At 55.1% G+C, this 24,919-nt stretch carries 20 protein-coding genes; 13 read left to right on the top strand and 7 right to left on the bottom strand.

Annotated features, from left to right (window positions below; all coding sequences use genetic code 11):
* Positions 1 to 10: 10 nt before the first annotated feature.
* A complete protein-coding gene (gene psaM, locus H6F46_RS04450) occupies positions 11 to 103 on the bottom strand; it encodes a photosystem I reaction center subunit XII (RefSeq protein WP_099535010.1) in 93 nt (30 codons plus the stop codon).
* Positions 104 to 249: 146 nt separating this feature from the next.
* On the opposite strand from psaM, the gene H6F46_RS04455 reads away from it, so the two are divergent.
* Entirely contained in the window at positions 250 to 1,038 is a 789-nt protein-coding gene (locus H6F46_RS04455) for a TerC family protein (RefSeq protein WP_190353725.1), read from the top strand.
* A gap of 326 nt (positions 1,039 to 1,364) precedes the next feature.
* Here the strand turns inward: H6F46_RS04455 and H6F46_RS04460 are convergent, their stop codons facing one another.
* Together H6F46_RS04460 and H6F46_RS04465 are read right to left on the bottom strand one after the other, a co-directional pair.
* The gene (locus H6F46_RS04460) at positions 1,365 to 1,526 is read right to left on the bottom strand and encodes a hypothetical protein (RefSeq protein WP_190353726.1); all 162 of its coding nucleotides are present in this window, start codon (positions 1,524 to 1,526) and stop codon (positions 1,365 to 1,367) included.
* Between the two features lie 941 nt (positions 1,527 to 2,467).
* Entirely contained in the window at positions 2,468 to 2,617 is a 150-nt protein-coding gene (locus H6F46_RS04465; protein WP_158234537.1) for a hypothetical protein, read from the bottom strand.
* A 445-nt stretch (positions 2,618 to 3,062) separates the two neighbouring features.
* Here H6F46_RS04465 and H6F46_RS04470 point away from each other — a divergent pair, with 445 nt between their 5' ends.
* From H6F46_RS04470 to H6F46_RS04480, 3 genes are all read left to right on the top strand, one after another.
* Positions 3,063 to 3,830, top strand: coding sequence for a Crp/Fnr family transcriptional regulator (locus H6F46_RS04470; RefSeq protein ID WP_190353727.1), 768 nt, complete (start codon positions 3,063 to 3,065; stop codon positions 3,828 to 3,830).
* Between the two features lie 368 nt (positions 3,831 to 4,198).
* A complete protein-coding gene (locus H6F46_RS04475; RefSeq protein WP_190353728.1) occupies positions 4,199 to 5,299 on the top strand; it encodes a hypothetical protein in 1,101 nt (366 codons plus the stop codon).
* A 134-nt stretch (positions 5,300 to 5,433) separates the two neighbouring features.
* Positions 5,434 to 7,365 carry an ABC transporter ATP-binding protein gene (locus tag H6F46_RS04480; RefSeq protein ID WP_190353729.1) on the top strand — a complete coding sequence of 644 codons (1,932 nt, stop codon included), beginning with the start codon at positions 5,434 to 5,436 and terminating at the stop codon, positions 7,363 to 7,365.
* Positions 7,366 to 7,425: 60 nt separating this feature from the next.
* Here H6F46_RS04480 and H6F46_RS04485 read toward each other — a convergent pair whose 3' ends face one another.
* Positions 7,426 to 9,300: a hypothetical protein gene (locus tag H6F46_RS04485; RefSeq protein ID WP_190353730.1), complete on the bottom strand. Its 1,875-nt coding sequence runs from the start codon at positions 9,298 to 9,300 to the stop codon at positions 7,426 to 7,428.
* 491 nt (positions 9,301 to 9,791) lie between these two features.
* Entirely contained in the window at positions 9,792 to 10,727 is a 936-nt protein-coding gene (locus H6F46_RS04490) for a hypothetical protein (RefSeq protein WP_190353731.1), read from the bottom strand.
* Positions 10,728 to 11,445: 718 nt separating this feature from the next.
* Here H6F46_RS04490 and pap point away from each other — a divergent pair.
* Both pap and H6F46_RS04500 read left to right on the top strand, forming a co-directional pair.
* Entirely contained in the window at positions 11,446 to 12,933 is a 1,488-nt protein-coding gene (pap, locus tag H6F46_RS04495; RefSeq protein ID WP_099535018.1) for a polyphosphate:AMP phosphotransferase, read from the top strand.
* Positions 12,934 to 13,305: 372 nt separating this feature from the next.
* Complete coding sequence (locus H6F46_RS04500) at positions 13,306 to 13,704, top strand: hypothetical protein (protein WP_099535019.1); 399 nt, start codon at positions 13,306 to 13,308, stop codon at positions 13,702 to 13,704.
* A gap of 342 nt (positions 13,705 to 14,046) precedes the next feature.
* On the opposite strand, the gene H6F46_RS04505 is transcribed toward H6F46_RS04500, so the two are convergent.
* Positions 14,047 to 15,033 (bottom strand): Sll0314/Alr1548 family TPR repeat-containing protein, encoded by a 987-nt coding sequence (locus H6F46_RS04505; protein WP_190353732.1) that lies wholly within the window; start codon positions 15,031 to 15,033, stop codon positions 14,047 to 14,049.
* A gap of 126 nt (positions 15,034 to 15,159) precedes the next feature.
* On the opposite strand from H6F46_RS04505, the gene H6F46_RS04510 reads away from it, so the two are divergent.
* Positions 15,160 to 15,795, top strand: a complete 636-nt coding sequence (locus H6F46_RS04510; RefSeq protein WP_099535021.1) for an ABC transporter ATP-binding protein — start codon at positions 15,160 to 15,162, stop codon at positions 15,793 to 15,795.
* A gap of 76 nt (positions 15,796 to 15,871) precedes the next feature.
* Here the strand turns inward: H6F46_RS04510 and H6F46_RS04515 are convergent, their stop codons facing one another.
* Positions 15,872 to 17,635, bottom strand: coding sequence for an ATP-binding protein (locus H6F46_RS04515; protein ID WP_190353733.1), 1,764 nt, complete (start codon positions 17,633 to 17,635; stop codon positions 15,872 to 15,874).
* 1,021 nt (positions 17,636 to 18,656) lie between these two features.
* Between H6F46_RS04515 and deoC the strand changes: the two genes are divergently transcribed.
* The 6 genes from deoC (at position 18,657) to H6F46_RS04545 (ending at position 24,860) form a co-directional block, all read left to right on the top strand.
* Positions 18,657 to 19,394, top strand: coding sequence for a deoxyribose-phosphate aldolase (gene deoC, locus H6F46_RS04520; protein ID WP_190353734.1), 738 nt, complete (start codon positions 18,657 to 18,659; stop codon positions 19,392 to 19,394).
* Entirely contained in the window at positions 19,391 to 20,293 is a 903-nt protein-coding gene (recO, locus tag H6F46_RS04525) for a DNA repair protein RecO (RefSeq protein ID WP_190353735.1), read from the top strand. The genes deoC and recO overlap by 4 nt, the downstream gene beginning before the upstream one ends.
* A gap of 74 nt (positions 20,294 to 20,367) precedes the next feature.
* Positions 20,368 to 21,876, top strand: a complete 1,509-nt coding sequence (locus tag H6F46_RS04530; protein WP_190353736.1) for an MFS transporter — start codon at positions 20,368 to 20,370, stop codon at positions 21,874 to 21,876.
* Positions 21,877 to 22,132: 256 nt separating this feature from the next.
* Positions 22,133 to 23,278 carry a glycosyltransferase family 4 protein gene (locus tag H6F46_RS04535; RefSeq protein WP_190353737.1) on the top strand — a complete coding sequence of 382 codons (1,146 nt, stop codon included), beginning with the start codon at positions 22,133 to 22,135 and terminating at the stop codon, positions 23,276 to 23,278.
* Positions 23,279 to 23,419: 141 nt separating this feature from the next.
* Positions 23,420 to 24,328, top strand: a complete 909-nt coding sequence (locus H6F46_RS04540) for a carbohydrate ABC transporter permease (protein WP_190353738.1) — start codon at positions 23,420 to 23,422, stop codon at positions 24,326 to 24,328.
* 28 nt (positions 24,329 to 24,356) lie between these two features.
* Positions 24,357 to 24,860 (top strand): hypothetical protein, encoded by a 504-nt coding sequence (locus tag H6F46_RS04545; RefSeq protein WP_190353739.1) that lies wholly within the window; start codon positions 24,357 to 24,359, stop codon positions 24,858 to 24,860.
* Positions 24,861 to 24,919: the final 59 nt, after the last annotated feature.

Genomic DNA, 24,919 nt, shown 5'->3' on the forward strand with positions numbered 1-24,919 from the left:
GGACTCGAACTTACTTGTACAGTTCGGTCGAAAGGCGGAAAGCCAGAATGCCGGGGATGATGGCAATAACTAGGGCGACGTAAACTTGCGTATCCGAAAGCATCGCTCTAAAGACTCCAGATGTTAAAGGGACTGACTTCACTACTTTCAACCACCCGGCTCAATTCAGGAATAGGTTCGTTACAAGGCGTAATAACAGCGTTAGGCTAGTAGGAGTTGCAAAATTTGCCATCAGACCATTGGCCCGAAATGCTCGATCAGTTCCTCGACTTTTACCCCAGCTTTGGCGTTGACACCGCGCTGTTGTTATTGGTGTTGGTGGCGTTGGAGGCCGTGCTCTCGGCAGACAACGCAATCGCCCTCGCTGCGATCGCCCAAGGATTGCAGGATCCCCAACAACGCACCCGGGCCCTAAATTTTGGGCTAGTGGCAGCTTTCATTCTGCGCATTGCCCTGATTTTGCTTGCCACTTGGGTGATCCGCTATTGGCAAATTGAAATGGTGGGGGCCCTCTATCTCCTGTGGCTCAGCTTCAAGTTTTTCACGGGGGAAAATGACGACGACGGCGAGGGCCACAAGGCATTTCGGTTCCAAAATCTTTGGCAAGCCGTTCCCACCATTGCCTTCACCGACCTGGCCTTTTCCCTGGATAGCGTCACCACCGCGATCGCCATTTCTGACCACACCTGGCTGGTGCTGACGGGGGGAACCCTAGGAATCATCACCCTGCGCTTCATGGCAGGGCTGTTTATCCGTTGGTTGGATGAGTATGAAAACCTGGCGGCCGCTGGCTATGTCACCGTTGGGTTTGTCGGTGCACGTCTGTTTTTGAAGGCGATCGAGGGAGCCTTGGGGGTCGATCTTTGGGTTCCGCCCGATTGGATGACGATCAGTTTCATCGCCATCACCTTCATTTGGGGATTCTCGGTGCGCAAGGAGTCCGTGCAAACGGAAACGGTTACCGCAGAGTCGATCGCCCCCAACCCCAACTCCGAAGCCCAAGACCAACCAGCGCCAGAGCCGATCGACCAGCGCTAGGGCTTCTGGCTCAGAAATTCTCAGTAGAGCCAGGCAAATCTAAATAGATCCAAATAGATCCAAATAGAGATCTAAACAGATCCAAAATCATTCCCAAAATCCGAAGGATTCCGAGCTGCTCCGCCGGATCTTTCGGATTTGCTGTTTGGAGGTGGACTCCAATTTGCGTAGGTGAAAAAATAAACCGCCTAGCACAGTATTCCAGGGCGATCACTCAAGCGTTGAGCAGGCATGGCAGACCCACAGTTGGGTATTGAACGAACCAAAGCCGCGATCGCAGGATGGACTGAACTAGGCGGATAACCAACCTAACGGAGCAAAGAACCTTAGGAGTCGAGACGCTGCCGCGAAAGGGCTTGCAACTGTTGCAACAGGGACTCGATATCCGCTTGCAGGTGCAGGAACTCAATTTGTTGCTTGACATCGAAGGGCAACTGCACTGCCTCTGCCGCCGCCGGTTTACTTACCACAGAAGACGCACTAGCCATAGGTTTATTGAAGAAAAATGAAGATCGTGGTGGTTTGAAGCAAGTATTTTGGCGCAATTCTAACGCGAAGTTTACAATTGTCCACCCCTCGTTACGAATTAACCCCGTCTGAGACAGACCCCGATCGAGACTCTATGACCCACAGTGCGGGCCGATCGCCCCATTTCCCGTGCTTCGGGTGTGGGTTTCCGATCCGGAACCTCACCCCCACCAAGTCCCCGGGGGATCGTTAACCTGTTGCCAGGGGCCGCGGTCATTTTGCACAGGCCGGTTTCTCATTCTGTGGCTCAACTCCACGTCCTCAACCCATTGCTTAATTTGATCAACTAATCGAATAGTCAAGATCAGCTAATCGCTAGACCAATTGCCTAATTAAATTCACCAGACCTCGTTCACGAAACCCCCTTTCCTCCAGATCGACTGATCAACGATCATCTTGTAGGTTGGATTGAGGCACGAAACTCAACAACAGCAAGGGTTGTAGTGATCTAAACCAATTGCCTGATTAAGCCGATCGCCCCGTTGAAAGATCGCCACAGAAAACCGCCGAAGCCTCCAGGCATTCAGCGTTTTCAGGACATTATTCGCAGGAAAAGTACGCTCAGGAAAATTGTTTGCGGGAAATCAATCTTCAGAGACTGAATCAAGATGGATCAGTCGCAAAGGTGTTCTGTCGCAAGCCGCCTTTCTCTTGAAGTGCTGAAGGCTGGGACGACAAAATCAGCATTATTGATTTTTCTCGATTAATTTTGTCTCGATCGACTGCATCTCGATCGGATCTGGTGGCCGGCTTCGGTGGGTTGAACATACCCCTTGATCAGAAAGAGTGCCGACGACTGTCCGTGTTTCGTCTCGGCACTCTTACTGGTTCGCTCCTCACACACCACCAGAATGATAGCCGAGGAATTTGAATCTGTCACCCCATCGCCACCCAAAATCCATCAGAAATTCACGTCCTTGTCATGGAAACCCATCCCCATCAAGGGTTGGGGCATTTGAGAAATTTTTTCGCGCGTCATGATTTTGGGGCTGAGTCGGCGCAAATCCTGTGGATCGCCCCCCGATCGCGTTGTATCGATCCAAGGAACCAAAGGAACCAACTGAACTAAGGCGGTTTTCTCAAAATATCACCCAAAACATCTACTCATCGATATAAACCGATGAAATAAATCGAGATCAAATGGGCCAAGTCAATGTCAAATCAGCAAACCCAACCGGCCGATCGAGCAGTTCATGCCACCCAGATCAGGGATTGTGGCTTGTTTGACTAAGCCCAGGAAAACTGTGAAAAAATTGGGCAGATATCTACCCGAGTTTTTCCCGAGTTTTGAATATACTGGGCAGCAATGGAACTTTGATACATCCTCCATCCCAAATCAAAACCAGCAGCCCGAAACTAGAACCCATGAGATTTTGGGTGCAATGTAAACGAGCTGTTTCAGGAATGGGGCCTCCGTATTTTCACGGTTATGATACGGGTGATCCCTTGGGCTATCTACGTTCGATCGCTGTCCCTTTTGCACTGGGTTTCCTGTCATGTATTCGCCTCTGACGCAGTCCGAATTTGATCGCCCCTTCCTGACTTGGCAGCGTGTGCTGGATTGGGCCCAGGATCACTACCGCTGCCGCACTTTCGGCAAAGATGAAAAGATTCCCACTCGCCCGGGCCTCTTGTATCTCGTAGAGCGCGGTGCGGTGCGACTGGTTGGCTCGTCGGTCATGACCGCCACGGCTGCCATTCAAGATCAAGATGAAGACGAGGACGGACTCGATCCCGCAATGGATGAGGCTTTTCTGGGGTTTGTGGGGCCTGGGCAGCCCTTTGAAATCATTGCCCAGTCGCCCTTCGCGCTCCAAAGCTACGCCCATGTGGATCGCACCAGTGTGCTGTGGATGTATTGGAACGACTTGGAAAACTGGCCCCACTTCCGCCGCGAAGTGCTGGATGCGTTCCGTCAACAGCACCAACGGAAGCTGCTTTGGTTGAGCACCTTGGGCCAACGCCGCACGATCGATCGCCTGTTGGGTTATCTGACCCTCCTGATTGAGGAGTTTGGTCAAACCTGTGACGATGGCTATTACTTGCCCTGGACACTGACCCATGCCCAAATTGGCAGTGCGATCGGCTCAACGCGAGTGACCGTGACCCGCCTGATGGGGAAACTGCGGAAGCGCGGTCTGATTAGCACCCACGGCGATGGTTTGATTTGCTTGCCAGCGGAAGTGATGGGTAAATCCTTGCGAGATGTCAGCCCCAAAGCAACCCTGATTACCGAGTCTCTGCCCCTGGCTGCGGCTGTGTAGGCGAGATGACCCGATCGGGACGATAGCGGGGCTATGGCGAGGCCATGTGGGCATTTTCGCTGTTCTTATCACTGTCCTATTCACTGCCCCAATTGTTGGTCATTCCCAAGGATCCTCGGCTGAGGGAGCAGCAGCCTACGGCAAACCTGCACCGCTGAAGCAAAATAGAGACGGTTCTGGTTGAAAGTGACGGAAACGAAAATCAATGGGCCGGATTCTGAAGCATGGATTCAGAGTCCGGTTTCGATCGCTTTCCCGTGAGTTCGCTTTCGGTTTAGAACTTTGGTTCGCATCGTCGCTGGGAGGGGGAAAATGCCAAACCAGGACGATTGCTGTTGCTCTTTTTTGGTACTGCTGCACCAGGGCCTATGACGGCGCAATCTTCGGTTCTTGATCTTGCTCGCCAGGGAGATCCCATGGCGATCGCCCGGTTGATGAATCAATCCCTTGAGCCTGCCGGGGTACAAGTCCGCACGGATCTGATCCAGGATTGCCTGACGGTGATGGCGGTGGGCGAGTTGGGGCCGCCGGATCAGGACTTTTTGGTGGATTTTGTGCGGCGGGGAATGCTGGGGCTGGCTGCGCCCGTGGTGCGGCGGGTGGTGGTGCAGGGCTATGCGCCCGGAGCGGCGGCTCCCAGTTGGCAGATGGGCATTGATCTGCAAGAGGCCGGGACGATCGCGCCTCGCCCATTGGTGACCCAGCCTTCGAGTCGATCGCGCCGGGCCGGAGGGGCACGTTCTGGGCAACCCTCGGAGCGATCGGTTGTTCATACCGTGGCCGCCACGGATGCCACCCTGTCCACACCACGGGTCATCGGCTGGGTGAGCATTCTGGCCTTGGCGATCGGGGCCACGGCGGCGGCCCGCTGGGCCATCGCTTGGCTCGGAGAAACCAACATTTACGAAGTGGCCTACGTGGGCCATTTCCTCCGCAGTTTGGAAATTTTGGAACTGCTGAATCTATTGGTGTTTGCCGTGTTGGGCATGGGCGCAGGCATCGCGGCCGGTGTGTTGCCGCCTCCTCGGGGCCAACAACTCACCGCACTCGTGTTGGCCGTGGCCGTGCCCGGTCTGTTTGCCATTGCTCCGGCCGTGCGGCAACAGGCCTGGATTAACCGCGCCGCCGACCATCAACGGATCACGCCCGAGCAAGCCAAAATTCAAGTTGAGCGCTTTTTGAGCAAGCAGGTGGGACAAAGCGGCCTTTGGGGGTTTTATACCTACTCAGCTCGCTATCCAGAATTGCCCTTGGCTCCGGATGCCATGCGGGAAATTCCCACCATCGATCGACAGGTGAAAGCCACCTTGGCCAATTTGCTGCGCTGGCAAACCAAATCCATTGAGCAACTGTTGGAAGGTTGCACTTGGGGCGTGCGGGGTTTTTATCTCCTGTTGGCCGTGCTCACCACCTTGACCCACTTCCAACAGGGCTTGCGCTACGGGTGGCGTTGGTTTGGCTGGCGCTAGGCCGATCAGCCGATCAATCGTTCGGAAAGAGATTCAGAAATTCAGTTGGTAGAATCAGGGCAAATTTCCTGGGTGGATAGTTTCACTGTCGCCCGCTCGATCGCACCCTTTGGCAACGCACCCTTTGGCAACCTATGACCCTCTCCCCCGTCCTTGACATTCGCAATTTGCAAGTGGAATTTGGTGCCGGTGAGTCGGCCATGCGAGCGGTGGATGGGTTGTCCTTGCAGTTACAGCCCGGTCAAACCCTGGGACTGGTGGGGGAATCTGGCTCGGGAAAATCCGTCACGGCCTTGGCGATCGCGGGGTTGCTGCCCGAATTGGGTCGCGTCAGGGGGGATGGCATTTGGTATCGAGAACCCAATGCCGAGGAGGCGGTGAATTTGCTGAAGCTTTCACCGGAAGCTCTGCGGCGTTACCGAGGGCGACGGATTGGCATGATTTTTCAGGAACCCATGAGCGCCCTGAATCCGGTCTATACCTGTGGGTTTCAGATCATTGAGGCGATTCGATTGCACCGGGGCCTTTCGGAGGCGGCGGCTCGACAACAGGCGATCGCCCTGTTGCAGGAGGTGAAGTTATTGCCGCCGGAGCTGGAACTGCGGGCCCAAATTCGCGATCAGTGGCGCAACGGCAACCCCAGCGATCGGGAATTGCAACAGGCCGTGACCCAACGGCAACAGGCCATGCTCGATCGCTACCCCCACCAAATGTCCGGTGGTCAGCTCCAGCGGGTAACGATCGCGATCGCCCTGGCCGGCGACCCGGCGATTTTGATTGCCGACGAACCCACCACCGCCTTGGATGTGACCGTGCAGGCGCGGATCTTGGAACTGCTGCGGGAGTTGCAACGCCACCGCGCCATGTCCATCCTGTTCATCACCCACGATTTGGGGCTAATTGCCGAACTGGCGGACGATGTGGCGGTCATGTACCAGGGGCAGTTGGTGGAGCAGGGATCCGTGGAGCAAATTTTTACCGCCCCCCAACATCCCTATACCCAAGGGCTGCTGGCCTGCCGGCCGCGGCCAGAATTGCGGCTGCGCTATTTGCCCACGGTGGCGGACTTTTTGAGTGCAGCAGCGCGAGATTCAGCCCCGATCGAACCGGGTTCATCTGCCGGCTCATCTGCCACATCCCTTGCGCCCCAGGCCCCGATCACCCTGGCCATTCCACCGGACGAAACGAGCGATCGACTCACCAAACTCCAAGCATTGCCGCCCCTGCTGTCCGTGCGGGATTTGCGCGTGGCCTACGCGGTCAAGGGCTGGCTGGGCATGGCCCAACGGCACGCCTTGGCTGTGAATGGTGTGTCCTTTGAGGTGTTTCCTGGGGAGACCTTGGGCCTGGTGGGTGAAAGTGGTTGCGGCAAAAGCACCCTGGCGCGATCGCTCCTGCGGTTGATTGAACCCATGGGTGGCCAAATTCGCTTTGATGACCAAAATATTTTGCAGCTCAAGGGCAAAGCGCTACGGGCCCTGCGGCGCGAAATGCAAATTATTTTCCAAGATCCCTTCAGTTCCCTGAATCCGCGAATGACCATCGGGGCCGCGGTCATGGAACCGATGCTGATCCATGCCCAAGGCAAAACCAACCACCCCCTACCCGCCCGCAAAATGTATCGCGAGCAGGCGGCCTACCTCCTGGAGCGGGTGGGTCTCAAGCCCGACTGGATGAACCGCTATCCCCACGAGTTCTCTGGCGGTCAGCGCCAACGGATTTGCATTGCCCGGGCGCTGGCCTTGAATCCCAAGTTTCTCATCTGTGATGAGTCCGTGTCGGCGTTGGATGTGTCAGTGCAAGCGCAGGTGCTGAATTTGCTGAAGGAATTGCAGAGCGAATTTAGTTTGACTTACATTTTCATCTCCCATGATTTGGGCGTGGTGAAGTTCATGAGCGATCGCATCGCCGTGATGAACCAAGGCCGGTTTGAGGAATTGGGCCCCGCTGACCAGGTCTATGACCACCCTCGGGAAGATTACACGCGCCAACTGATCGCGGCCATTCCCAAGGGCCGGTTCGATCGCGCCATGGCGCAACCCCAACCCGATCGCCAGGCTTCTTGAGCCGATGCCAAACAAAACCAGTCTGAAAAACCAGCAAGGCGGCCAGCGCCTAACAAACCGCTAGATCGATCGCCAGTTGCCCAACCGCTCAATTAACCGCTGCACCACTCCCATCAGTTGCGTCAACTCCTGCGATCGGGGGTTGAAGTCTTGAGACAGGGAAGCCCGCACCTGCATCTCCGCCAGCTTCTTTTGCAGTTGGCGGGTCAGGTCGATCGCGTCTTGGCTCAGTTTCGAGAGCTGTTGGCGCTGATGAAACTTCAAGGCCGCTCCTCGCAAAACCTGCAACGTGGCCTCCTCGCCCAACCGGCCCGGCGCAATTCGCAACCGCAGGAGCAATAACTCACTGCGATAGATGCGCTCGATCTCGACCTGGCGAGGTTTCCCCACGGGAGGCAACAGGGGCAAATTAGCCAGCAACTTTAGCTCATCGATCACCCCCTGAAAGGTGGAAGGGAGCAACGGATCCAGGGCCGCTTGCATAATCCCATCGCGGCTACAGAGAATTCGGGTGCGATCGATCTCAGGGCGATCAAAATATAGCCGGCCAATCCCTCCTTCAATCGCCCGTTGCAACAACTCCTGCATCAGGGCCCGAGGCGGCAAATCTCCCAACTCCGACAGCGGGCGATCGGCATAGCGAGTGTGCAACACCAGAGGACTGGGATTTAAGTCGGCCCACTCGATCGGGACGGACACCGTGGGATGAATCCAAGCGGCCTCCACCTCCGAAGCACTCGGAACAGCGGTTTGGGCCGGCGGAGTCGATCGCTCCAACGCCTGCACCAAAGCTTGCTCCAACTCCGCCAACTCCGCCGGTAAATCTACGGGGCCATTGGTCGGTCGCTCAGTTGATAAATCAACGGGCAACAGGGAAGGGGCCGCGCCCTGTCCTGTGCCTCGGTCACTGGCAGTCACCACTGCATGGTTTGTAAGGGTATCCATAGGTAGATCCGGAATATCATCCGGTGTCAGCGAAGGGGAGCCGCAGGCTTCCGCTAACTCCCCCTTCCGGTGCAATTGTTGCCAATCAGGATCTGGGGTACTTTGGGCCGCCGTCACCAGGGTTTCGGTCACATCCACCGCTCCCAAATCCATTGATCCGGGATCCAATGACCCAGGATCCAGCAGCGAGGGATGTGCCGCCAGGTGATGCAACTGATGTTCCTCGGAACTGCCAGCGCTTAACCAATTCTGGGGACTGGCCCAAGGGTCAAATGGTTCGGAGTTGTCATGATTTTGAAACCGACCAACCGGTTGGGTTTCCATGTCTTCGCCTGGATCTAGCTCGCCTGGGGGCGACAGAGCACCAAGCTGATTCCAGTGCGCAAAGTCTGCGGGAGCGCTGATGGTTTCTCCCAACTCATCCAGCTCCTCATCGTCCCAATCGTCCATCAAATCATCCACAACAAAACCATGCTCGATCGGTGGCAAGGCCGGTTGCAAATCCGACAGACAATCGCTGACTTCCACCAGGGGACGCAGCTCCGGATCCAACGGCCCGGAATCCGTTCCCGCGCCCAAGGTGCCATGGCCCAACGAGGCCGCTGGCGAATCTGGAGCGGCGTTCGGTTGGGAGTTGCCCAAGGAGGGTTGCCAGGATTCAGAATGGCTGGGTTCTACATAACCCTCAGACTTTCGCTGACAGTCGTAGCTCAAAAATGCGGAAAGCAGCTCCTGTTGGGTTTCCAGGGCGATCGGGCGGTAGACCAACTGATCATTCAGGTGAGCGAGCATCCGCTGGACATAGCTCAAGTCCGCGTCGCGATTCACCACGCCCAAAATGATTTGATTGTCTTGCCGGTCTAGGGGCAAGACTTGGTGATAGAGGCAAACTTCAAACGGCAAGATGCGATCGATCAGCGCAAAGACTCGCTCAGGGTCGGGCTGAACGAGGGGATCGATCGGGGATGGTAACGACTCTTGGGCAGACACCGGCGGTGCTAACCTCAGGCAATACAAAACATCGATATTTCACGACAACCATTGACATGGATCAACGGCCTGCCACCGAATGGCGCAGGATGTCGATCGCCTTGGATGAACCCCATGGGGCCGAAAAACCCCATGGCCATTGTACGGCGGCAACTACGGCAGCAACTTCAGAACACATGGCGCGATCGCTCTGCCAGGGGGTTAGGGATACCGTACTTCCGAACGTTTGAATCGTAACGTCTGGATCGCAATGTCTGAATCGCAATGTCTGAATCGCAGCGTCTGAATTCCACTTCTCAGTCCATGGCTGTGATCTTCAGGCGCGAGGGTCTTCAGGCGCGAGGGTCTTCAGGCGCGATCGGCCTCCATCAAAAAAGGCCCACCGTAAAATCCACTATTCCTCAAGGCAGTGAACAATCCGGGAAATATTCGGTTCAAACGGCGAATTAAGAACACCTTGAGCGCTTTTGTGCCCATCATATCGCAGCGAACTATCCAACCGAGTAGCCAGTAGCAAAGGATACATCTTCATAGGGGAGGGTTGGCCCTAAAGGCGGACTCTCCCCAAAGGTCTGAGGGGCGATCGACTCTGAAATGGGCCAGAGACCTGGCGGAGCAGCAAGGGCCACGGAGCGATCAGATTCCGCAGGGTGACCGGAATTCGCGGCTCCTTGGGCGTTGTCCAGTCGATCGGCGCGATCGACCTTGGCCAATCCATCATCCCCCGTTGTTCCGGCCGTTACCCAGGGCGACAGGGTACGCAATGCCTCAGCCGGTGCGGGCGATTGCAGATCGATCGCCCACCGGTCTATCAGTTGAGCCATCGCTTGATGCGTAGCCGTTTGCTGACTCACCAGAGCTTGCAACACATCGCAAAGGGCAAACACCTGATATTCCTGCTGCTTAATTTGCTGTCCTTGCTGTTGCAAATGTTGATTCTGTTGGGCCAATAACTGCCCCTGCTGTTCCCAATGTTGCGCCTGTTGTTCAAGATTGCGTTGGCAGAATTGCTCTAGAACCTGTTGCAATTGTTGCCCCTGTTGTTGAATTTGCTGAATTTGCTGATTTTGCAGCACAATTTGCTGCTGAGTTTGTCGCTCAATTTGCTGGCTAATCTGCTGTTCGATTTGCTTTCCAATTTGCTGATTAACTTGCTGATTCACCTGTTGATGAATCTCTTTCGATTGTTGCTGAATTTGCCAATTTTGCAATTCAAGTTGTTGTTCGATTTGGCGCTCGATCTTTTCTTCAATTTGTTGTCCCTGTTGCTGCAAAGTTTTTTGCAAGAACTCACCCTGCTGCTCCAAGCATTGACTCAGCCGATCGAGCTGACTGGAGAGGCATTGAACCGCTTCTGCCGTCCTTAGCGAGATCTGCCCTAGCTCCAAAACCACCGATTGCATCTGATCGCGCCAAGAATCAGTCATACCCATTACCAACTCAGGGAGTAATAATCGCAATGAGCACCCCCCTAGCCCTGAATTTCGATTTGGAAATCCTTGACCTCAAGTCCAAGCAATGAATAACCAAAGGCAGCGGCTTTGATTCAATTAGCCAGGAATGAGTTGGATGGTCTGAGTTGTCCGGCTAAGAAATTCCAATCAAGGTTTCAAGGCGTAGATAGAGCATAGATTACAGGCAAAACTATTGAACCCTAATCAACATCAAGCATTCATAGGACATTGATCAAAACCGAAATCGAAAATGATCAAATTCCTAACAATCAAAAACATTGATCAAGATTTAATAATTTTTGAATCGCAACTCAACGAAACTCCTTTAAAACTTGATTGAAACTTAATGGAACTTGCGGGCAAGACCTCCAAGTTTCGTCAATCACACCCTGCCAAGTGGCCCGATCGACAAGAGTTCGATCAGGCTGTTTTCGGCAAATTGCGGCCGTTTTCGCGGCAATTTGGATGGATGACGATCAGGCTGAGGAGTTGCTCGACTAAAGTCTTCTTTACGTTTTGCAGCAGACCGGAACAGCAATCGCTAAGGTTGTGGCAATTGATGGCCGCAAGCGCAAGGCCGCGCTGCTGGGGTTGGCGATGACGGTGATTGCGCATCAGGCTCTGTCACTGCCCGCCATGCACCGTGATTGCTGCCGTTGCTTCGTGCCACTGCTCGCCTGGAGGACAAGCCATGCTGGACATGTTGGATCTCAGCCTGAAGCTGGATAAGGCCACCTATGTCGCAGAGCGCGATCGCTTGGCTCTTCAGTTGCGATCGCTCCAAGCGGACTGTCGGGAAGCCCAATTACCGGTGATCATTGCCCTGGAAGGCTGGGCGGCGGCGGGCAAGGGGGCGATCGTCAAGGAATTGCGCGACTCCTTAGATCCACGCGGCTTTCAAGTACATCCAATTTTTCCGCCAGAACCCCATGAGCTGGGATTTCCCTGGTTGCGGCGTTTTTGGTTGCGGTTGCCGGAAGCGGGCACGATCGGGCTGTTCTATCACAGTTGGTATAGTCACCTGCTGGAAGATCGCCTGTTTGGCCGGCTGCCGGATCCACAGTTTCCCGAAGCCACCCGGGAAGTGAATGCCTTTGAGCGACAGTTGGCGGATGAAGGCGCGGCGATCGCCAAATTTTTTATTCATCTCGGCCGTGATGAGCTGAAAAAGCGCCTGAAAAAATACCAAGCGGATCCTTTTCAGGCTTGGCGGGTGCGACCGGAAGATTGGCAACAGGCCAAGCACTATCGCCAATATCGGGACTTGGCGGAAGCGATGCTGGCGGAAACCAGCACGGGAGCAGCTCCTTGGACTTTGGTGGAAGGCAACAGCCGCCGCTGGGCGGTGATCAAAGTGTTGAGCGAAACCATTGCCACCATTGCCGGAGCACTCGATCGCCAACGCAGCCAGGCTTCTCCCCCGCCCGCCCTGCCGGCCCAAGCGGAGTTGCATCCCGGTGAACCGGACTTGCTGGCACGGGTGAACCTCAGTCAAGCCCTGTCTCGCAGTAAATATGAACGGAAACTGGCGGAACAGCAGGCCCGGCTGCGATCGCTGCAAATGCAAATCCATCGCCAACGGTTACCCGTGTTGGTGTTGTTTGAAGGTTGGGACGCGGCGGGCAAGGGGGGAGCCATCTCGCGGTTAACGGGCATGTTGGATCCCCGCAGCTATGGGGTTCATGCCTTTGCGGCCCCCACGGCGGAGGAACGCGCGCACCACTACCTATGGCGATTTTGGCGCTGGTTACCGGCGGCGGGCACGATCGGGATTTTTGATCGATCGTGGTACGGGCGGGTTTTGGTGGAACGAATTGAAGGATTTGCCACCGAAACGGAGTGGCGACGGGCCTATCAGGAAATTAATGAATTTGAAAGCCAACTAATGTCCAGTGGCATGGTGCTGGTGAAAGTTTGGTTGCACATCAGCCCAGAAGAACAACTGCGCCGGTTCCAGGAACGCAAAGACAATCCCTTCAAGCAATACAAACTCACTGACGAGGATTGGCGCAATCGGGAGCGGTGGCCCCTGTATTCGGTGGCAGTGAACCAAATGGTGCAACGAACCCACACGCCCTTGGCCCCTTGGACTTTGATTGCCGCAGAGGATAAGTACTTTGCGCGGGTTGCGGTGGCCACGGCGGTGGCCGACGCGATCGAACGTCGCCTCACTCGCTAGCGACGCTCCGTGAACGTCGAGATCCCAAAAATCCAAAAGATCCGAAACGTAAAAACACCAGCGATCAAAACATCAATTCCAGACAATCATCCACGGCCCCTCGTCGATCGAACCGAGGACAGATACAATGCTGAGAACAAGTGTTGCGAAACATTGCATTTTGTAAGCAATTGTACCTAGTCTGTAAAGACCGCCTTTACAGGTGAATGAGCAGCCGGCCCAATTGCTGTCTTGGCGATCGACCCCAAACCTTGCCCCAGAGCCACTTCCTGTGTGGAGCGTCAGGGCGAGGTCTCACTTGAGATCGCCTCATCAATCCCGCAACGGTTCTCGCAACGGCTAAAACCCCACCACTCACCTGACGACGAAACCATGCCGATCGGCCCCCTGAAGAACCTCTTCGGTTCCCAAAAAGACGCTTTCTTCTTGGAAATTGGTGATGCACAAGGTACGGGGGACAGCACCCCGGCCGCCCCGGCTCCCCAAGCCCCCGCTGTGGTTGCGGAACCGGCAGCCCCCGTGGCCGCCGCTCCGGAAGCTCCGGCCCCAGCTCCCAAGAGCACCAAAACCAGCATTAAAGCAGCCAAGGCCGCAGCCCCCGCAGCCCCGGCCAAGCCGCCCGAGCCACCCAAGCCCGCTCCGGCCCCGGTGACCCTGCCGCCGGAAACGGCTTTTGCATCGAAGTTTGTGCCCAGCAACACGCCGCGTCGTCGTCCGGGCCCCAGCCTGAATGGCTTCAAAGATATGGCCAGGGATATGGGTCGCCGCTAAGGCTGATTCGATCGCCCAAACAGGTCGATCGATCTGGTGCAAATCATCAATTCAGCAAGATTTCAGCAAGATTCAGGCTTCAGTACCCATTCAGCAGGGGGCTTCGGCCCCTTCTTTTTTTGACATCCTCCCTAAAGGCATGGGGATTCCAGCCCTAACCGAACCACCGAAGTTCTCCAGTAGGTTGGGTTGAGCTTTGCGAAACCCAACTCGATCACTGCAAGCCTTGTTGCTGTTGGGTTTCGTGCCTCAACTCAACCTACAAGATGATCGTTGATCAGCCGATCTGGAAGAAAGGGGTTTTCGTGAAAGAGGTTTACTGATTCCAATCAGGGGTCTAAATTAGCCGCGCAGGTTGCGAATTTCCCGCTGCACTCGCCGCAACTCGTTTTTTTCCAAGTGCCGAATCACAGCGCGGGGCATTTGCTCCCGCTGGGCCAACACCTGCAAAAACAGGGCTTCCGATTGCTTCAGCAAATCAAGATTTTGGCTGCTGCGTCCTTGTTCGTAGAGAATTTGCCCTTTTAAATGCCAAAGGTCGGGATTTTGGGGACTCTTGGCCAAGGCGCGATCGACTGAGGCGATCGCCTGGGAAAAGTTTTTGCGACGGCGGTAAATGGCCGCCAACAGGCGATCGACCACATAGTCGGGGCTGCCCCGCTGGAGGGAGTTCACAGCCCCATCCACATTGCCAAAGGGCAAATTATCCGCCAACAACACATCCAGCGATCCCCGAATCAAGTTCAGTTCCGGATCGTTGGGGCTGATGGCCGCCGCTGCATCCAAGGCTTCGTTAACCTGGGACAGTTTGGCCAAGGCTTCTGGTGCGCCCTGAAGGGGGCCGCGACCACCTTCGGACACAATAAACGCCCCTTCCAAGAAATGTCCCACGCCGATGTAGAGATTACCGCGCAGGGCATCAGTGGTTTTGAGGGTGTTGGCGGCGGCAAGGGTCTGATTGGCGGCGGTTTGCACCTGATCCCACTGGCCATCAAGATAGGCCAATGCACCGGCCAATGCATAGCCCAAAGGCTCTTGGGGTTCTTGGGCGATCGCCTCTTGGGCTAAACGGCGAGCGGCGGGGTAATTGCCATTTTTGAACAGCATGACGAAGGCCGCCTCAGCCCGATCGCCCACGGGGCGAGGATTCTGGGATCGGAACGGATCCGCCCCGGCCGGCCAAGCCCCCCAGCCCCAGAACAGCCCGATCGCTCCAGCCAGCCAAGTCATTGATCTTGATCGGGACAGGCGGGGCCGAGTCGATCGCTTTCGAGCGCGATCGGCCACCACAGGAGATCGCCCTTGAGCAACAAAGCGGCCGAGATCCATAACCATCACTCCTGAACGTATCGAAATATCGGATCGAACAATCGAACATGCGTTGAATCATTCATTCGAGCCGTTGAGTAGCCCCCTACAATAGGGCCCGATCCACCTCCGCGCCCCCTTTCTTCCATGCTGCGTTTGGACTCCGTTAGCTATCACCCCGCCGCCGCCGCCAAGGCCATTTTGCACCAAGTGAATCTGGAATTGGTTCCCCAACAACTGACCTTGGTGATTGGCCCCAGCGGTTCCGGTAAAAGCACCCTGTTGGAAATCTTGGCCGGCTTGGCCAGCCAAACCAGCGGACAAGTGCTGTGGCGCGATCGCCCCCTATTTCCCGAGTCCCTGCAACAGTTAGCGGGGTTGGTGTTTCAATTTCCTGAGCGGCATTTTTGCGGCTCCACCGTGCTCGAAGAGTTGCGGCTGGGCCACCCGGAAATTAGTTCAGAGCAAATTCACGAGGCTCTGGCCGCTGTGGGGTTGGAACAGTTAGCCCTGAATATTTCGCCCTACACCCTCAGCGGTGGCCAGCAACGGCGCTTGGCTCTGGCGGTGCAACTGATTCGCCAACCCAGCATTTTGCTGTTGGACGAACCCACCGCCGGGTTAGATTGGTCCATGCGGCAACAGTTGGCCGGTCTGCTGTCGCGATTGAAGGCTCACTGGACATTATTGGTGGTCACCCATGATCCCAGTGATCTTTTGGATGTGGCCGATCGCTGTTGGCAGCTTCAGCAAGGGCAACTCACGCCCACCCCTGCGGCGTAGCCTCTGCCGATCGCCCCAAAGCTCAGACCCACTCAGACATCCTCTCCGGTTCTCGATCGAGCCTTTCGCCCGGCCTTCAACAGGGCAAAGTGAGCGTGAATGTGCTGCCTTCACCCACTTGGGATTGCAAATCGATCGTCCCACCATGGGTTTCCACCACAATTTGATGGGCAATGGCCAACCCTAAGCCGGTTCCTTTGCCCACTTCTTTGGTGGTGAACATATAGTCAAAAATTCGCCGCTGTACCTCAGGGGGCATCCCCGGCCCATCATCCGCAATCGTAATTTGAATCCCCGACTCGATCGCCCTTGTGCTAATCGTAATTTGGTGCGGCGATTGGGCTAGTTCTTGAAAACTTTTGCCTTCGCTCAATTCATCGATCGCGTCGATCGCGTTGGCCAAAATATTCATGAAAACCTGGTTGAGTTGCCCCGGAAAACAGTTAATTTCCGGCAGTTGGTCATAGTGGGTCACCACTTCAATTTTCGGTCGTTGCTCATTGGCCTTGAGCCGATGTCGCAAGATCAAAACCGTACTATCAAGCCCATCACACACATTAAAGAGTTGCTTTTCAGCCCCATCTGTTCGCGAAAATGTTCTCAGACTCTGGCTAATGGCGGCAATTCGATCGCCTGAATCCTTAATGGCTTGCATCACATCCGGCACATCTTGCCGCAAATAGTCCAGGTCGATCGCATCTAATTGCTGTTCAATAGTGATGCCCGGCTCAGGGAAATTCGCTTGATAGAGATCCAAGGTTTCCATCAAGTCGATGACGTAATTCTGCATAACGCTAACATTGCCCACAATGCACCCGATCGGGTTATTAATTTCGTGGGCTACCCCTGCCACCAAGTTTCCCAAAACCGACATTTTTTCAATTTGCACCAGTTGCAATTGTGTCTTTTGCAGTTGCAAGAGTGCCTGTTCCAGTTCTGCAGATTTTTGGCGAATGGCCGCCTCCACGGCCTTTCGATCGCTAATATCCCGGACGATCGCTTGCAAAATTGCCTGATCATCTATTTCCATTCGGCAGAGCTGCACTTCGGCAATAAATTCCGAGCCATCCCAGCGGCAATGTTGCCACTCAAAACGGTCATAGCCCCGGGTGAGTGCCGTCACAATATGATCAGTCGCAGCCTCGCTCGATAAGCGCCCGTTGGGTTGATATTCCGGAGAAATTTGCGAAGGATGCTTACCACAAAATTCTGATTTTGCTGGGCACTTAAAGATAGCCAATGTTGCCGAATTACAATCCACAAAGCACTTTTCGCTCAAGAGCATAATTGCATCATTATTAGACTCATATACGGCACGCAAACGAGCTTCATTGCGTTGCACGGTTTGGTAAAGCCTTGCATGATCTAGGGCGATCGCGGCTTGGTTCGCCAAGCAATCCAAAACCATGAGCCGATCGTCCGTAAAGAGTCCCTGAGCCGATCGATGTTCCAGATATAAAATGCCCAACAGAGTCTCTTGGTTCAGCAATGGCAAGCAAAGCAAACTTTGAGGGCGATGAATTTTTAAATAATTGCCAATTACAGGCAAATCAGTGCAAAGGTTTTCAATGGCAATTGGTTTTAGGTGCGTTTCTGCGTATTGAATGAGCTTACTGGGCACATCTTGGCTATATGTAAGAGGCAGCGTTGTTAGCTGCACCCCTCGAAAATCTGCCAAGGCTCGCAGTTCCCACTCGCCGTCTTGCAATAGAAGGAGGGCGCATTTTTCTGCTCCTGAATATTCCAGAACATGGCTGGATAACACTTGCAGCAGCTCGTTGATTTCAATGGTGCGAGCGATCGCCTGGGAAACTCGAAAAAGCGTTGACAGATGAATCATGGTTAGGGGCTTGATTCTGTCGGTAGGGGCTTAAACAATCAACGTCCGTAGCCAATTCACTTCAACAGGCAGCAAAGATTTGTCAGTCAATATTCAAAACGAGAAGCGATGCAGATCACAAACTGTACATGGAAACATACTCAACATACAAGAATACACGGACAATGTATAAAAATCGACCTTCTTGCACAAAAAGCGAAGCAAGAAAAATCTACAAGAAAATTTTTAAAATATTTATCTCGAATTAAACCTAGGCTAATATTTTGGCAATCATTAGAGGATATTTGAAAAGTATCTTTTGACCCGTACCAAACACCAATAGTTGTGGGGGCAAGGGGCTTAAGCCCCTTGTTTCCATCGATCACTGGAGCGTACGGAGTAGCAATTTTGGCTTTTCAGACATTCTCTTAGAATTGCTGTTGTTAATGATTTGAATTCTGGGTTCAAATTATTTTTTGGCAACGCTAACTTGAGTGATCATTCAGCAGCCAGCCAGGGCTGTGATCGAAAGCTACCTTGGGTTTCTTGGTTGTTCATCAGCTAGCATGAGAATTCAGGATGATCCGTGGCGATTGATCCGTGAATTGCTGATCTATGAATGATTGATCAGTCAGTCTTGGACTGATCTGGCCAAGAGGATAAGCGCGATCGAGCAGTTGACAAGGCTGATTAGTGAACGGTCAAGTCATTGTCAGTGTTGATATTTTTGAGTGCCGATTAACGCATCAACTTCGAGTTTTAATGAGGTCTGAGAAGTATAGGGAATTGCGACCACCTGGGATATTGATCGAGATCACTAGGAATTGTGACCTTATCGATTGGGATTTAACCCCTTGCTGAGGAGCAAACCAACTGAATCCGAAATGTAGGTTGAATGATCGCCCGATCGGGATGAGGCCAGCGGGTGATGGGGCTGGGGCGGCCCGATCGCACCAAATCTGCGACAAAATAGGGAAATCCTGACCGTTGTGGCCCTGCCTTTGGATCGGTGGATCCAGTGGATTAACGTGGATTAACCTTGATGACCCTTGCTTTTGACGAACAGACGAATCAGCGTCTGGCTGAAACCATTGACCTGGCCCAATACATTGACCATGCGCTGTTGCACCCGGCGGCGGGGCCGCAGCATGTGGAGCAGTGGTGCGCAGAGGCCGATCGCTTCGGTTTTGCGGGCGTTTGTGTGATGCCCACCCACGTGCGCCAGGCGGTGTCGTTGTTGCACAATCGGCGACCGGTGGTGATTTGCCCGATCGGGTTTCCATCCGGAGCCACCACCACCCGAACCAAATGCACAGAGGCGGAAGAAGCCCTGGAGCAAGGGGCGCGGGAGTTGGAGGTGATGCTGAATTTGGGTTGGCTGAAGGCCGGTGCGGCTGACGCGGTGCATCGGGAAATTGCGGAAATTGTGGAGATGGCCAGCGCCAGCGCGTTGGTGAAGGTAATTTTGGAGTGGTCGCTGCTGGAGTCGGCAGAGCGACAATTGGCGGTGGAAATTGCCATGGATGCGGGGGCGGCATTCCTGAAAACCCACACGGGCTGGAATGGGGGCGTGTCGATCGAGGATGTGCGGTTGCTGAAGGATTGGACCCGGGGCCAGATTGGGATTAAGGCGGCCGGCGGCATCCACACCACGGATCAGGCGATCGCCCTAATTGAAGCCGGGGCCACCCGTTTGGGCACATCACGCGGGGTGGACTTCTTGCGACGCGATCACTCGGCCGGTTGGGCTGCTGAAACGGAGGAGCCGCCCACCGCATGAACCATTCCCGCACCTACCAGGCGACGGGCATTAACCTCAAGGGCGTGCCTTTGGGGGAGTCGGATCTGTTGCTCACAATTTTGACCTTGGAATTTGGGTTAATTCGGGCGGTGGCCCCCGGCGCACGCAAGCCAAAATCGAAAATTGGGGGCCGCAGCAATTTGTTTGTGGTGAATGAGCTGTTGGTGGGCCGAGGGCGCAGTCTCGATCGCATTGCCCAAGCCCAATCGATCACGGCCTATGCGGGCCTAACAAGGGATTTGGGGAAGCTGATGACGGCTCAATATTGGGCCGAGTTGGCCTTGGCTCAGGCGTTGGATGGTCATCCTCAACCGGATCTGTTCACCACCCTGAATGAGGATCTCCATGCATTGGAGGTGCTGCCTTTACCGAGCGATCGGGTGGCGGCCTTGGGTCAGTTGTTGCCAATCCTCTGCGCCGGGATTGGTCGCCTGTTGGCGGTGGCGGGGGTGGCTCCGCAGTTGGGCCAATGCAATCTAACGGAACGCCCGATCGCCCCCGATTGGACAGATCCCCATTGGCGGGTGGGATTCAGTGCCGCTGCGGGCGGGGCGATCGACCTGGCAGCCCTGGACAATCCGGAGGCGATGGCCTGGTTGACGGCGCGGCAACCCACACGAGTGCTGCCCAGTTCGGGAGTCTCGGTCAAGTTTTCGCCCTTGCGCTTAACGGCCACCGAGTGGCAAAGCCTAAATGATTTATTTGCAGCGTCACCACCGGGCGATCGGGCAACCTTGGCCGATCCCCTGCGCCATTGGCAGCGGCTGGAGCGTCTGTTACGGCACTATGCCCAATATCATTTTGGACAGGGGATTCGATCGGCCAAATCCCTGGAAACCTACCTGAACACGGCCCTGGCCCCGCCTGCTTTGGTGTAACTCTCCACAAACCACCGGTTTAGGGCCCGTTGCCGACTCGATTCCATCGCTTGCCATCTTTTCCCCGATCGCCCATGTCCCCCACTTCGTCCCAACCCGACACGCCCCCAGCGGAACTGCACAAGAGCCAGCCGGCCCCCCAACCGTTGCCCCTGAAAAAACGGCTCACGGAAGAGGTGGACGAGTTGGCTGAACTGGTGCTGCATGGGGCGGGCCATGACCAGGCAGCAATCGAGGCAGCTCGCCTGGCCAAGGAAAAAGGACTCGAACCCGCCCCCGCCGATCCCGAAGAAACGGGATTCTTGCCGGTGCTGAAAAATCGCAACTTCCTGGCCCTGTGGAGTGGGCAGGTGTTTTCGCAACTGGCGGATAAGGTTTATCTGATCATGGCGATCGCGATCGTGGCTGCCCGGTTCCAAGAACCCGGCCAAACCATCAGCGGCTGGGTTTCCGCCATCACGATCGCCTTCACCATTCCGGCGGTGTTGTTCGGTTCCCTGGCGGGAATTTATGTCGATCGATGGCAAAAACAAACCGTGCTGGTGGTCACCAATGTGGTGCGCGGGCTGTTGGTGTTGGCCTTGCCGGTGGTGTTGGCCCTGACGGCCGACGGCCCGGAGGTGATGGGCATCCCGATCGGCTTTGGGGCCCTGTTGGCCATGACCTTTTGCGTTTCCACCCTCACCCAATACTTTGCCCCCGCCGAGCAAGCCACCATTCCCCTGATCGTGCCGCCGCAACACCTGCTGTCGGCCAACTCCCTCTACACCACCACCATGATGGCCTCCACGATCGTGGGGTTTGCCGTGGGGGAACCGCTGCTGGCCCTGGCTAATCATCTGGTTGCCCGTTGGGGGCTGGGGGAAAACCTGGGCCAAGAACTGCTAATTGGCGGCAGCTACGCGATCGCGGGCGCTCTGTTGCTGTGGATGAAAACCGGCGAAGCTCCCGAAGACAAAACGATCGAACGCCCCCACGTCCTGGAAGATTTGCGCGACGGGTTTCGCTATCTGCTCGATCGCCCCGTGATCCGCAACGCCCTGATTCAACTCACGATCCTGTTTTCGATCTTCGCGGCCCTGGCGGTTTTGGCCGTGCGGATGGCGGAAGTGATCCCCAACATCAAAGCCTCCCAATTTGGGTTGCTGTTGGCGGCCGGGAGTGCGGGCTTGGGGGTGGGAGCCTTGCTGCTGGGTCAATTTGGCAGCCGCTGGCCCTACACCCGATCGGCCCTCTTTGGTTCCTTTGGCATGGGAGCGGCCCTCGTGGCCCTCGCCAGCACCACCACCCACCTCTGGGGCGCAGTGACCGCGATCGTCTGTTTGGGAGCCGCCGCCGCCTTCGTGGGCATCCCCATGCAAACCACCATCCAGCACGAAACCCCCGAAGAAATGCGCGGCAAAGTCTTTGGCTTACAAAACAACGCTGTGAACGTGGCCCTCAGTTTGCCCCTGGCCCTCTCCAGCGTGGCCGAAGCCTATTGGGGGTTGCCTGCGGTGCTGCTGTTGTTGGCCGTTTTGGCAATCGCAGGCGGCGTAGCAACCTGGTATATTTCCGTTACGAGTTTGCCGCGATCAACCTAAGCATTCTCCCGGTATGCATCTTGTTTTTGAATTTGTGTTGCTGAGTTTGTGTTGCTGAGTTTGTGTTGTTAAATTTCCGTTGCTGAATTTCTGCTGCCGAGTTTGTGTTGTTGAACTTGTGTTACTGAATTCTTGTTGTTGAATTCTTGTTTTTAAATCTCTGCTGTTAAATTTCCGCTGTTGAGTTCCTCTTGATTGGGTGAATTCACCAATTCATTAGCCCAATCATTCTCGCTAATTCAGGTTTTCGGATTCCATGCACGTCGCTTGGTTGGGTAAACGATCTCCATTTTGCGGCAACGTCACCTACAGCCGAGAGATCACGAACGCATTACGCGATCGGGGCCATGAGGTGAGCTTTTTACACTTTGCCCAAGAAGAAGAAACCGAAGACGAAGCGCAGCGGGATGTGAAAGAAGTCCCGCTTCCCTATCTCTATAAATCCCAAATTTATACGTTGCCCACCTTTGGGGCCAGCAAAGTTTTGACGCAATCTCTCAGCCGGTTGCGTCCCCATTTGCTCCATGCATCCTTGACCCTTTCGCCGTTGGATTTTGTGTTGCCAGAAATTTGCGACGAATTACAATTGCCGCTAATTTCCACCTTTCACCCTGCTTTCGATCAAAAACTGCGTAATTTCACCTCCGGCACTCAACAATTAACCTATCAACTCTATGCACCCTTTTTAGCCAGTTATGACTGCACGATCGTCTTCTCCCAAATTCAGCGCGACATGCTGATTAAGTTGGGGGTTGAGGGCGATCGAGTGGCGGTGATTCCCAATGGGGTTGATGTGCTCAAATATGCCCCCGGCCCCTCGCCTGTGAAACGGGAATTGGGGTGCGATCGCCTGTTTGTTTATGTGGGCCGTCTGGCGCAAGAGAAAAACGTTGAACCCCTGCTGAAGGCTTGGAAAAAAGCGAAAATGCCCAGCCATTGCAAACTGGCGATCGTTGGCAGCGGCCCCCTGAAAACCTCCCTCCAAACGTTCTATGGCCCCGAGCATGGGGTGGAATGGATGGGCTATGTGGCTAACGAAAGTCGCCGGATCGACATCTTGCGGGCCGCCGATGTGTTTGTGCTGCCCTCATTAGTTGAAGGGTTGTCCCTCTCGTTGCTGGAGGCGATGGCCTGCGGGGTTGCTTGCATGGCAACGGAGGTGGGGGCCGATGGCGAGGCGATCGAACAGGGAGCCGGAATTCGCCTCAATCCGCAAAAAGTCTATGGACAATTGCGAACCTTGCTGCCCATGCTGGCAGAACATGAGGAAATCACCGCCTTGCTGGGCCAGCGGGCCCGGGAGCGTGTTTTGGAACGCTACACCCTCGATCGCAACCTCAACCAACTCGAAGCCCTCTATGGGGAAATTTTGAAACGGAAGCGATCGCCTCTGGTGCGTTAATTAACAAGCGAAGAGCACAAGGCAAAAAGTAAAAAGCAAAGGGTAAAAGGTAAAAAGCAAAAGGAAAGCAGCCGGTAAAAACGAAAAGTTAGAAGTTCAATTCAGTGCAATTCAACAGTCCACATACTGGGAACCTTGCCCATGTTCCAGTTACCCCGCAAATCCCTGAGCGATCGCCAATGGGCCCTGCTCACGCCCTATCTATTCCTGCTGCCGGCCTTGGTCGTCCTGACCATCACCACCTTCTACCCGGCCTTGCAAGCCTTTTACCTCAGCTTCACGCGCTATGACTACGACCTGACCGAAGCGCCGCGCTGGGTGGGCGGGGCCAACTTCCTGCGCCTGTGGAGCGATCGGCTGTTTTGGAAAACCCTGGGCCAAACGATCGTCTACCTATTAACCGTCGTCCCCATCCTGACGATCGCCCCCTTGGGTTTGGCCATTTTGGTGAACCAAAAATTAGCGGGGATCCGTTGGTTTCGCGCCGCCTATTATGTGCCCGTGATTGTGTCGAGTGTGGTGGCCGGCATTGCCTGGAATTGGATGTATGCGGAAAATGGCCTGCTGAACCAACTGCTCACCGGCCTTGGCCTTGTTTCTCGTCCCATTCCCTGGCTGACCAGTCCCCAATGGGCCCTTTGGAGCGTCATGGCCGTCACGGTCTGGAAAGGCCTCGGCTATTACATGGTGGTTTATTTAGCCGGACTGCAAGCCATTCCCGCCGACCTTTACGAAGCTGCCGCCCTCGATGGCTCCGATGGTTGGCGCAAACATTGGGATATTACGGTTCCGTTGATGCGCCCTTACTGGCTGTTGGTGGCCACCATTTCCGCCATTTCCGCCACCAAGGTCTTTGAAGAAGTGTTCATCATGACCCAAGGCGGCCCCCGCAGCAGCTCCAAAACCGTGGTCTATTACCTCTATGAACAGGCCTTTGAAAACCTAGAAATGAGCTATGCCTGCGCGATCGGGCTAGTGTTATTCCTACTGGTTTTGGGCTTTTCAACCCTGCGGCTGTTGATTCCGAACCAAGCACCCACCAACCCCTGAGCCAGTTCCCCTCACTCTGGGATTAACCATGATCGCCTGGCTGACTGACCATCCCTTCATTCGCAAATATGGGCGCGGCATGATCGCGCTTGTCCTGCTCAGTGTGCTGCTGGGGGGGTTACAGTTCAGCTATTTCACGCTGGCTGGGGAAACCATCCCGATCGCCGTGGTGGCCAAAGAACGATTGCTGAAGCGGTATCGCACCTCGAAGCAGGAAACCGTTGAAGAAAACGGCAAAACCGTGAAGCGATCGCGCCGGGTGACTGAATACCGATATCGATATCGGGTGACGATCGAGACGGGCGAAAAGCTGTGGGTTGAGGGGCCCAAGCGCGGGGATTGGCTGCCGCTCGAAACCCCGTTCGATCGGCTGAAGGTGGGCAATCGCTATCGGGTGTTGGTGGCTCCCAAGTGGCGCTGGTTCAGGCGATCGATCCACCGCATCGAAGCAGAACTACCCACAACCCAGAAACCCACGGGTTCGCCGTCTCCATCCCCCAAGTTGGATGGAAATTTGCGCACCGGCTCTTAAGTCCCTCATTCCCGCGATCGCGTCAGGGTGGAATCAAGATTTCAAACTATCCGACGATC

Origin of the sequence: Limnothrix sp. FACHB-1083 (assembly GCF_014696485.1) — a bacterium.
GTDB lineage: Bacteria > Cyanobacteriota > Cyanobacteriia > CACIAM-69d > CACIAM-69d > CACIAM-69d.

Excerpts from the sequence above, each read along its gene's own strand:
- psaM (WP_099535010.1), bottom strand. The coding sequence starts at position 103 with ATGCTTTCGGATACGCAAGTTTACGTCGCCCTAGTTATTGCCATCATC.
- H6F46_RS04455 (WP_190353725.1), top strand. The coding sequence starts at position 250 with ATGCTCGATCAGTTCCTCGACTTTTACCCCAGCTTTGGCGTTGACACC.
- H6F46_RS04460 (WP_190353726.1), bottom strand. The coding sequence starts at position 1,526 with ATGGCTAGTGCGTCTTCTGTGGTAAGTAAACCGGCGGCGGCAGAGGCA.
- H6F46_RS04470 (WP_190353727.1), top strand. The coding sequence starts at position 3,063 with ATGTATTCGCCTCTGACGCAGTCCGAATTTGATCGCCCCTTCCTGACT.
- H6F46_RS04475 (WP_190353728.1), top strand. The coding sequence starts at position 4,199 with ATGACGGCGCAATCTTCGGTTCTTGATCTTGCTCGCCAGGGAGATCCC.
- H6F46_RS04480 (WP_190353729.1), top strand. The coding sequence starts at position 5,434 with ATGACCCTCTCCCCCGTCCTTGACATTCGCAATTTGCAAGTGGAATTT.
- H6F46_RS04490 (WP_190353731.1), bottom strand. The coding sequence starts at position 10,727 with ATGACTGATTCTTGGCGCGATCAGATGCAATCGGTGGTTTTGGAGCTA.
- pap (WP_099535018.1), top strand. The coding sequence starts at position 11,446 with ATGCTGGACATGTTGGATCTCAGCCTGAAGCTGGATAAGGCCACCTAT.
- H6F46_RS04500 (WP_099535019.1), top strand. The coding sequence starts at position 13,306 with ATGCCGATCGGCCCCCTGAAGAACCTCTTCGGTTCCCAAAAAGACGCT.
- H6F46_RS04505 (WP_190353732.1), bottom strand. The coding sequence starts at position 15,033 with ATGGATCTCGGCCGCTTTGTTGCTCAAGGGCGATCTCCTGTGGTGGCC.
- H6F46_RS04510 (WP_099535021.1), top strand. The coding sequence starts at position 15,160 with ATGCTGCGTTTGGACTCCGTTAGCTATCACCCCGCCGCCGCCGCCAAG.
- H6F46_RS04515 (WP_190353733.1), bottom strand. The coding sequence starts at position 17,635 with ATGATTCATCTGTCAACGCTTTTTCGAGTTTCCCAGGCGATCGCTCGC.
- deoC (WP_190353734.1), top strand. The coding sequence starts at position 18,657 with ATGACCCTTGCTTTTGACGAACAGACGAATCAGCGTCTGGCTGAAACC.
- recO (WP_190353735.1), top strand. The coding sequence starts at position 19,391 with ATGAACCATTCCCGCACCTACCAGGCGACGGGCATTAACCTCAAGGGC.
- H6F46_RS04530 (WP_190353736.1), top strand. The coding sequence starts at position 20,368 with ATGTCCCCCACTTCGTCCCAACCCGACACGCCCCCAGCGGAACTGCAC.
- H6F46_RS04535 (WP_190353737.1), top strand. The coding sequence starts at position 22,133 with ATGCACGTCGCTTGGTTGGGTAAACGATCTCCATTTTGCGGCAACGTC.
- H6F46_RS04540 (WP_190353738.1), top strand. The coding sequence starts at position 23,420 with ATGTTCCAGTTACCCCGCAAATCCCTGAGCGATCGCCAATGGGCCCTG.
- H6F46_RS04545 (WP_190353739.1), top strand. The coding sequence starts at position 24,357 with ATGATCGCCTGGCTGACTGACCATCCCTTCATTCGCAAATATGGGCGC.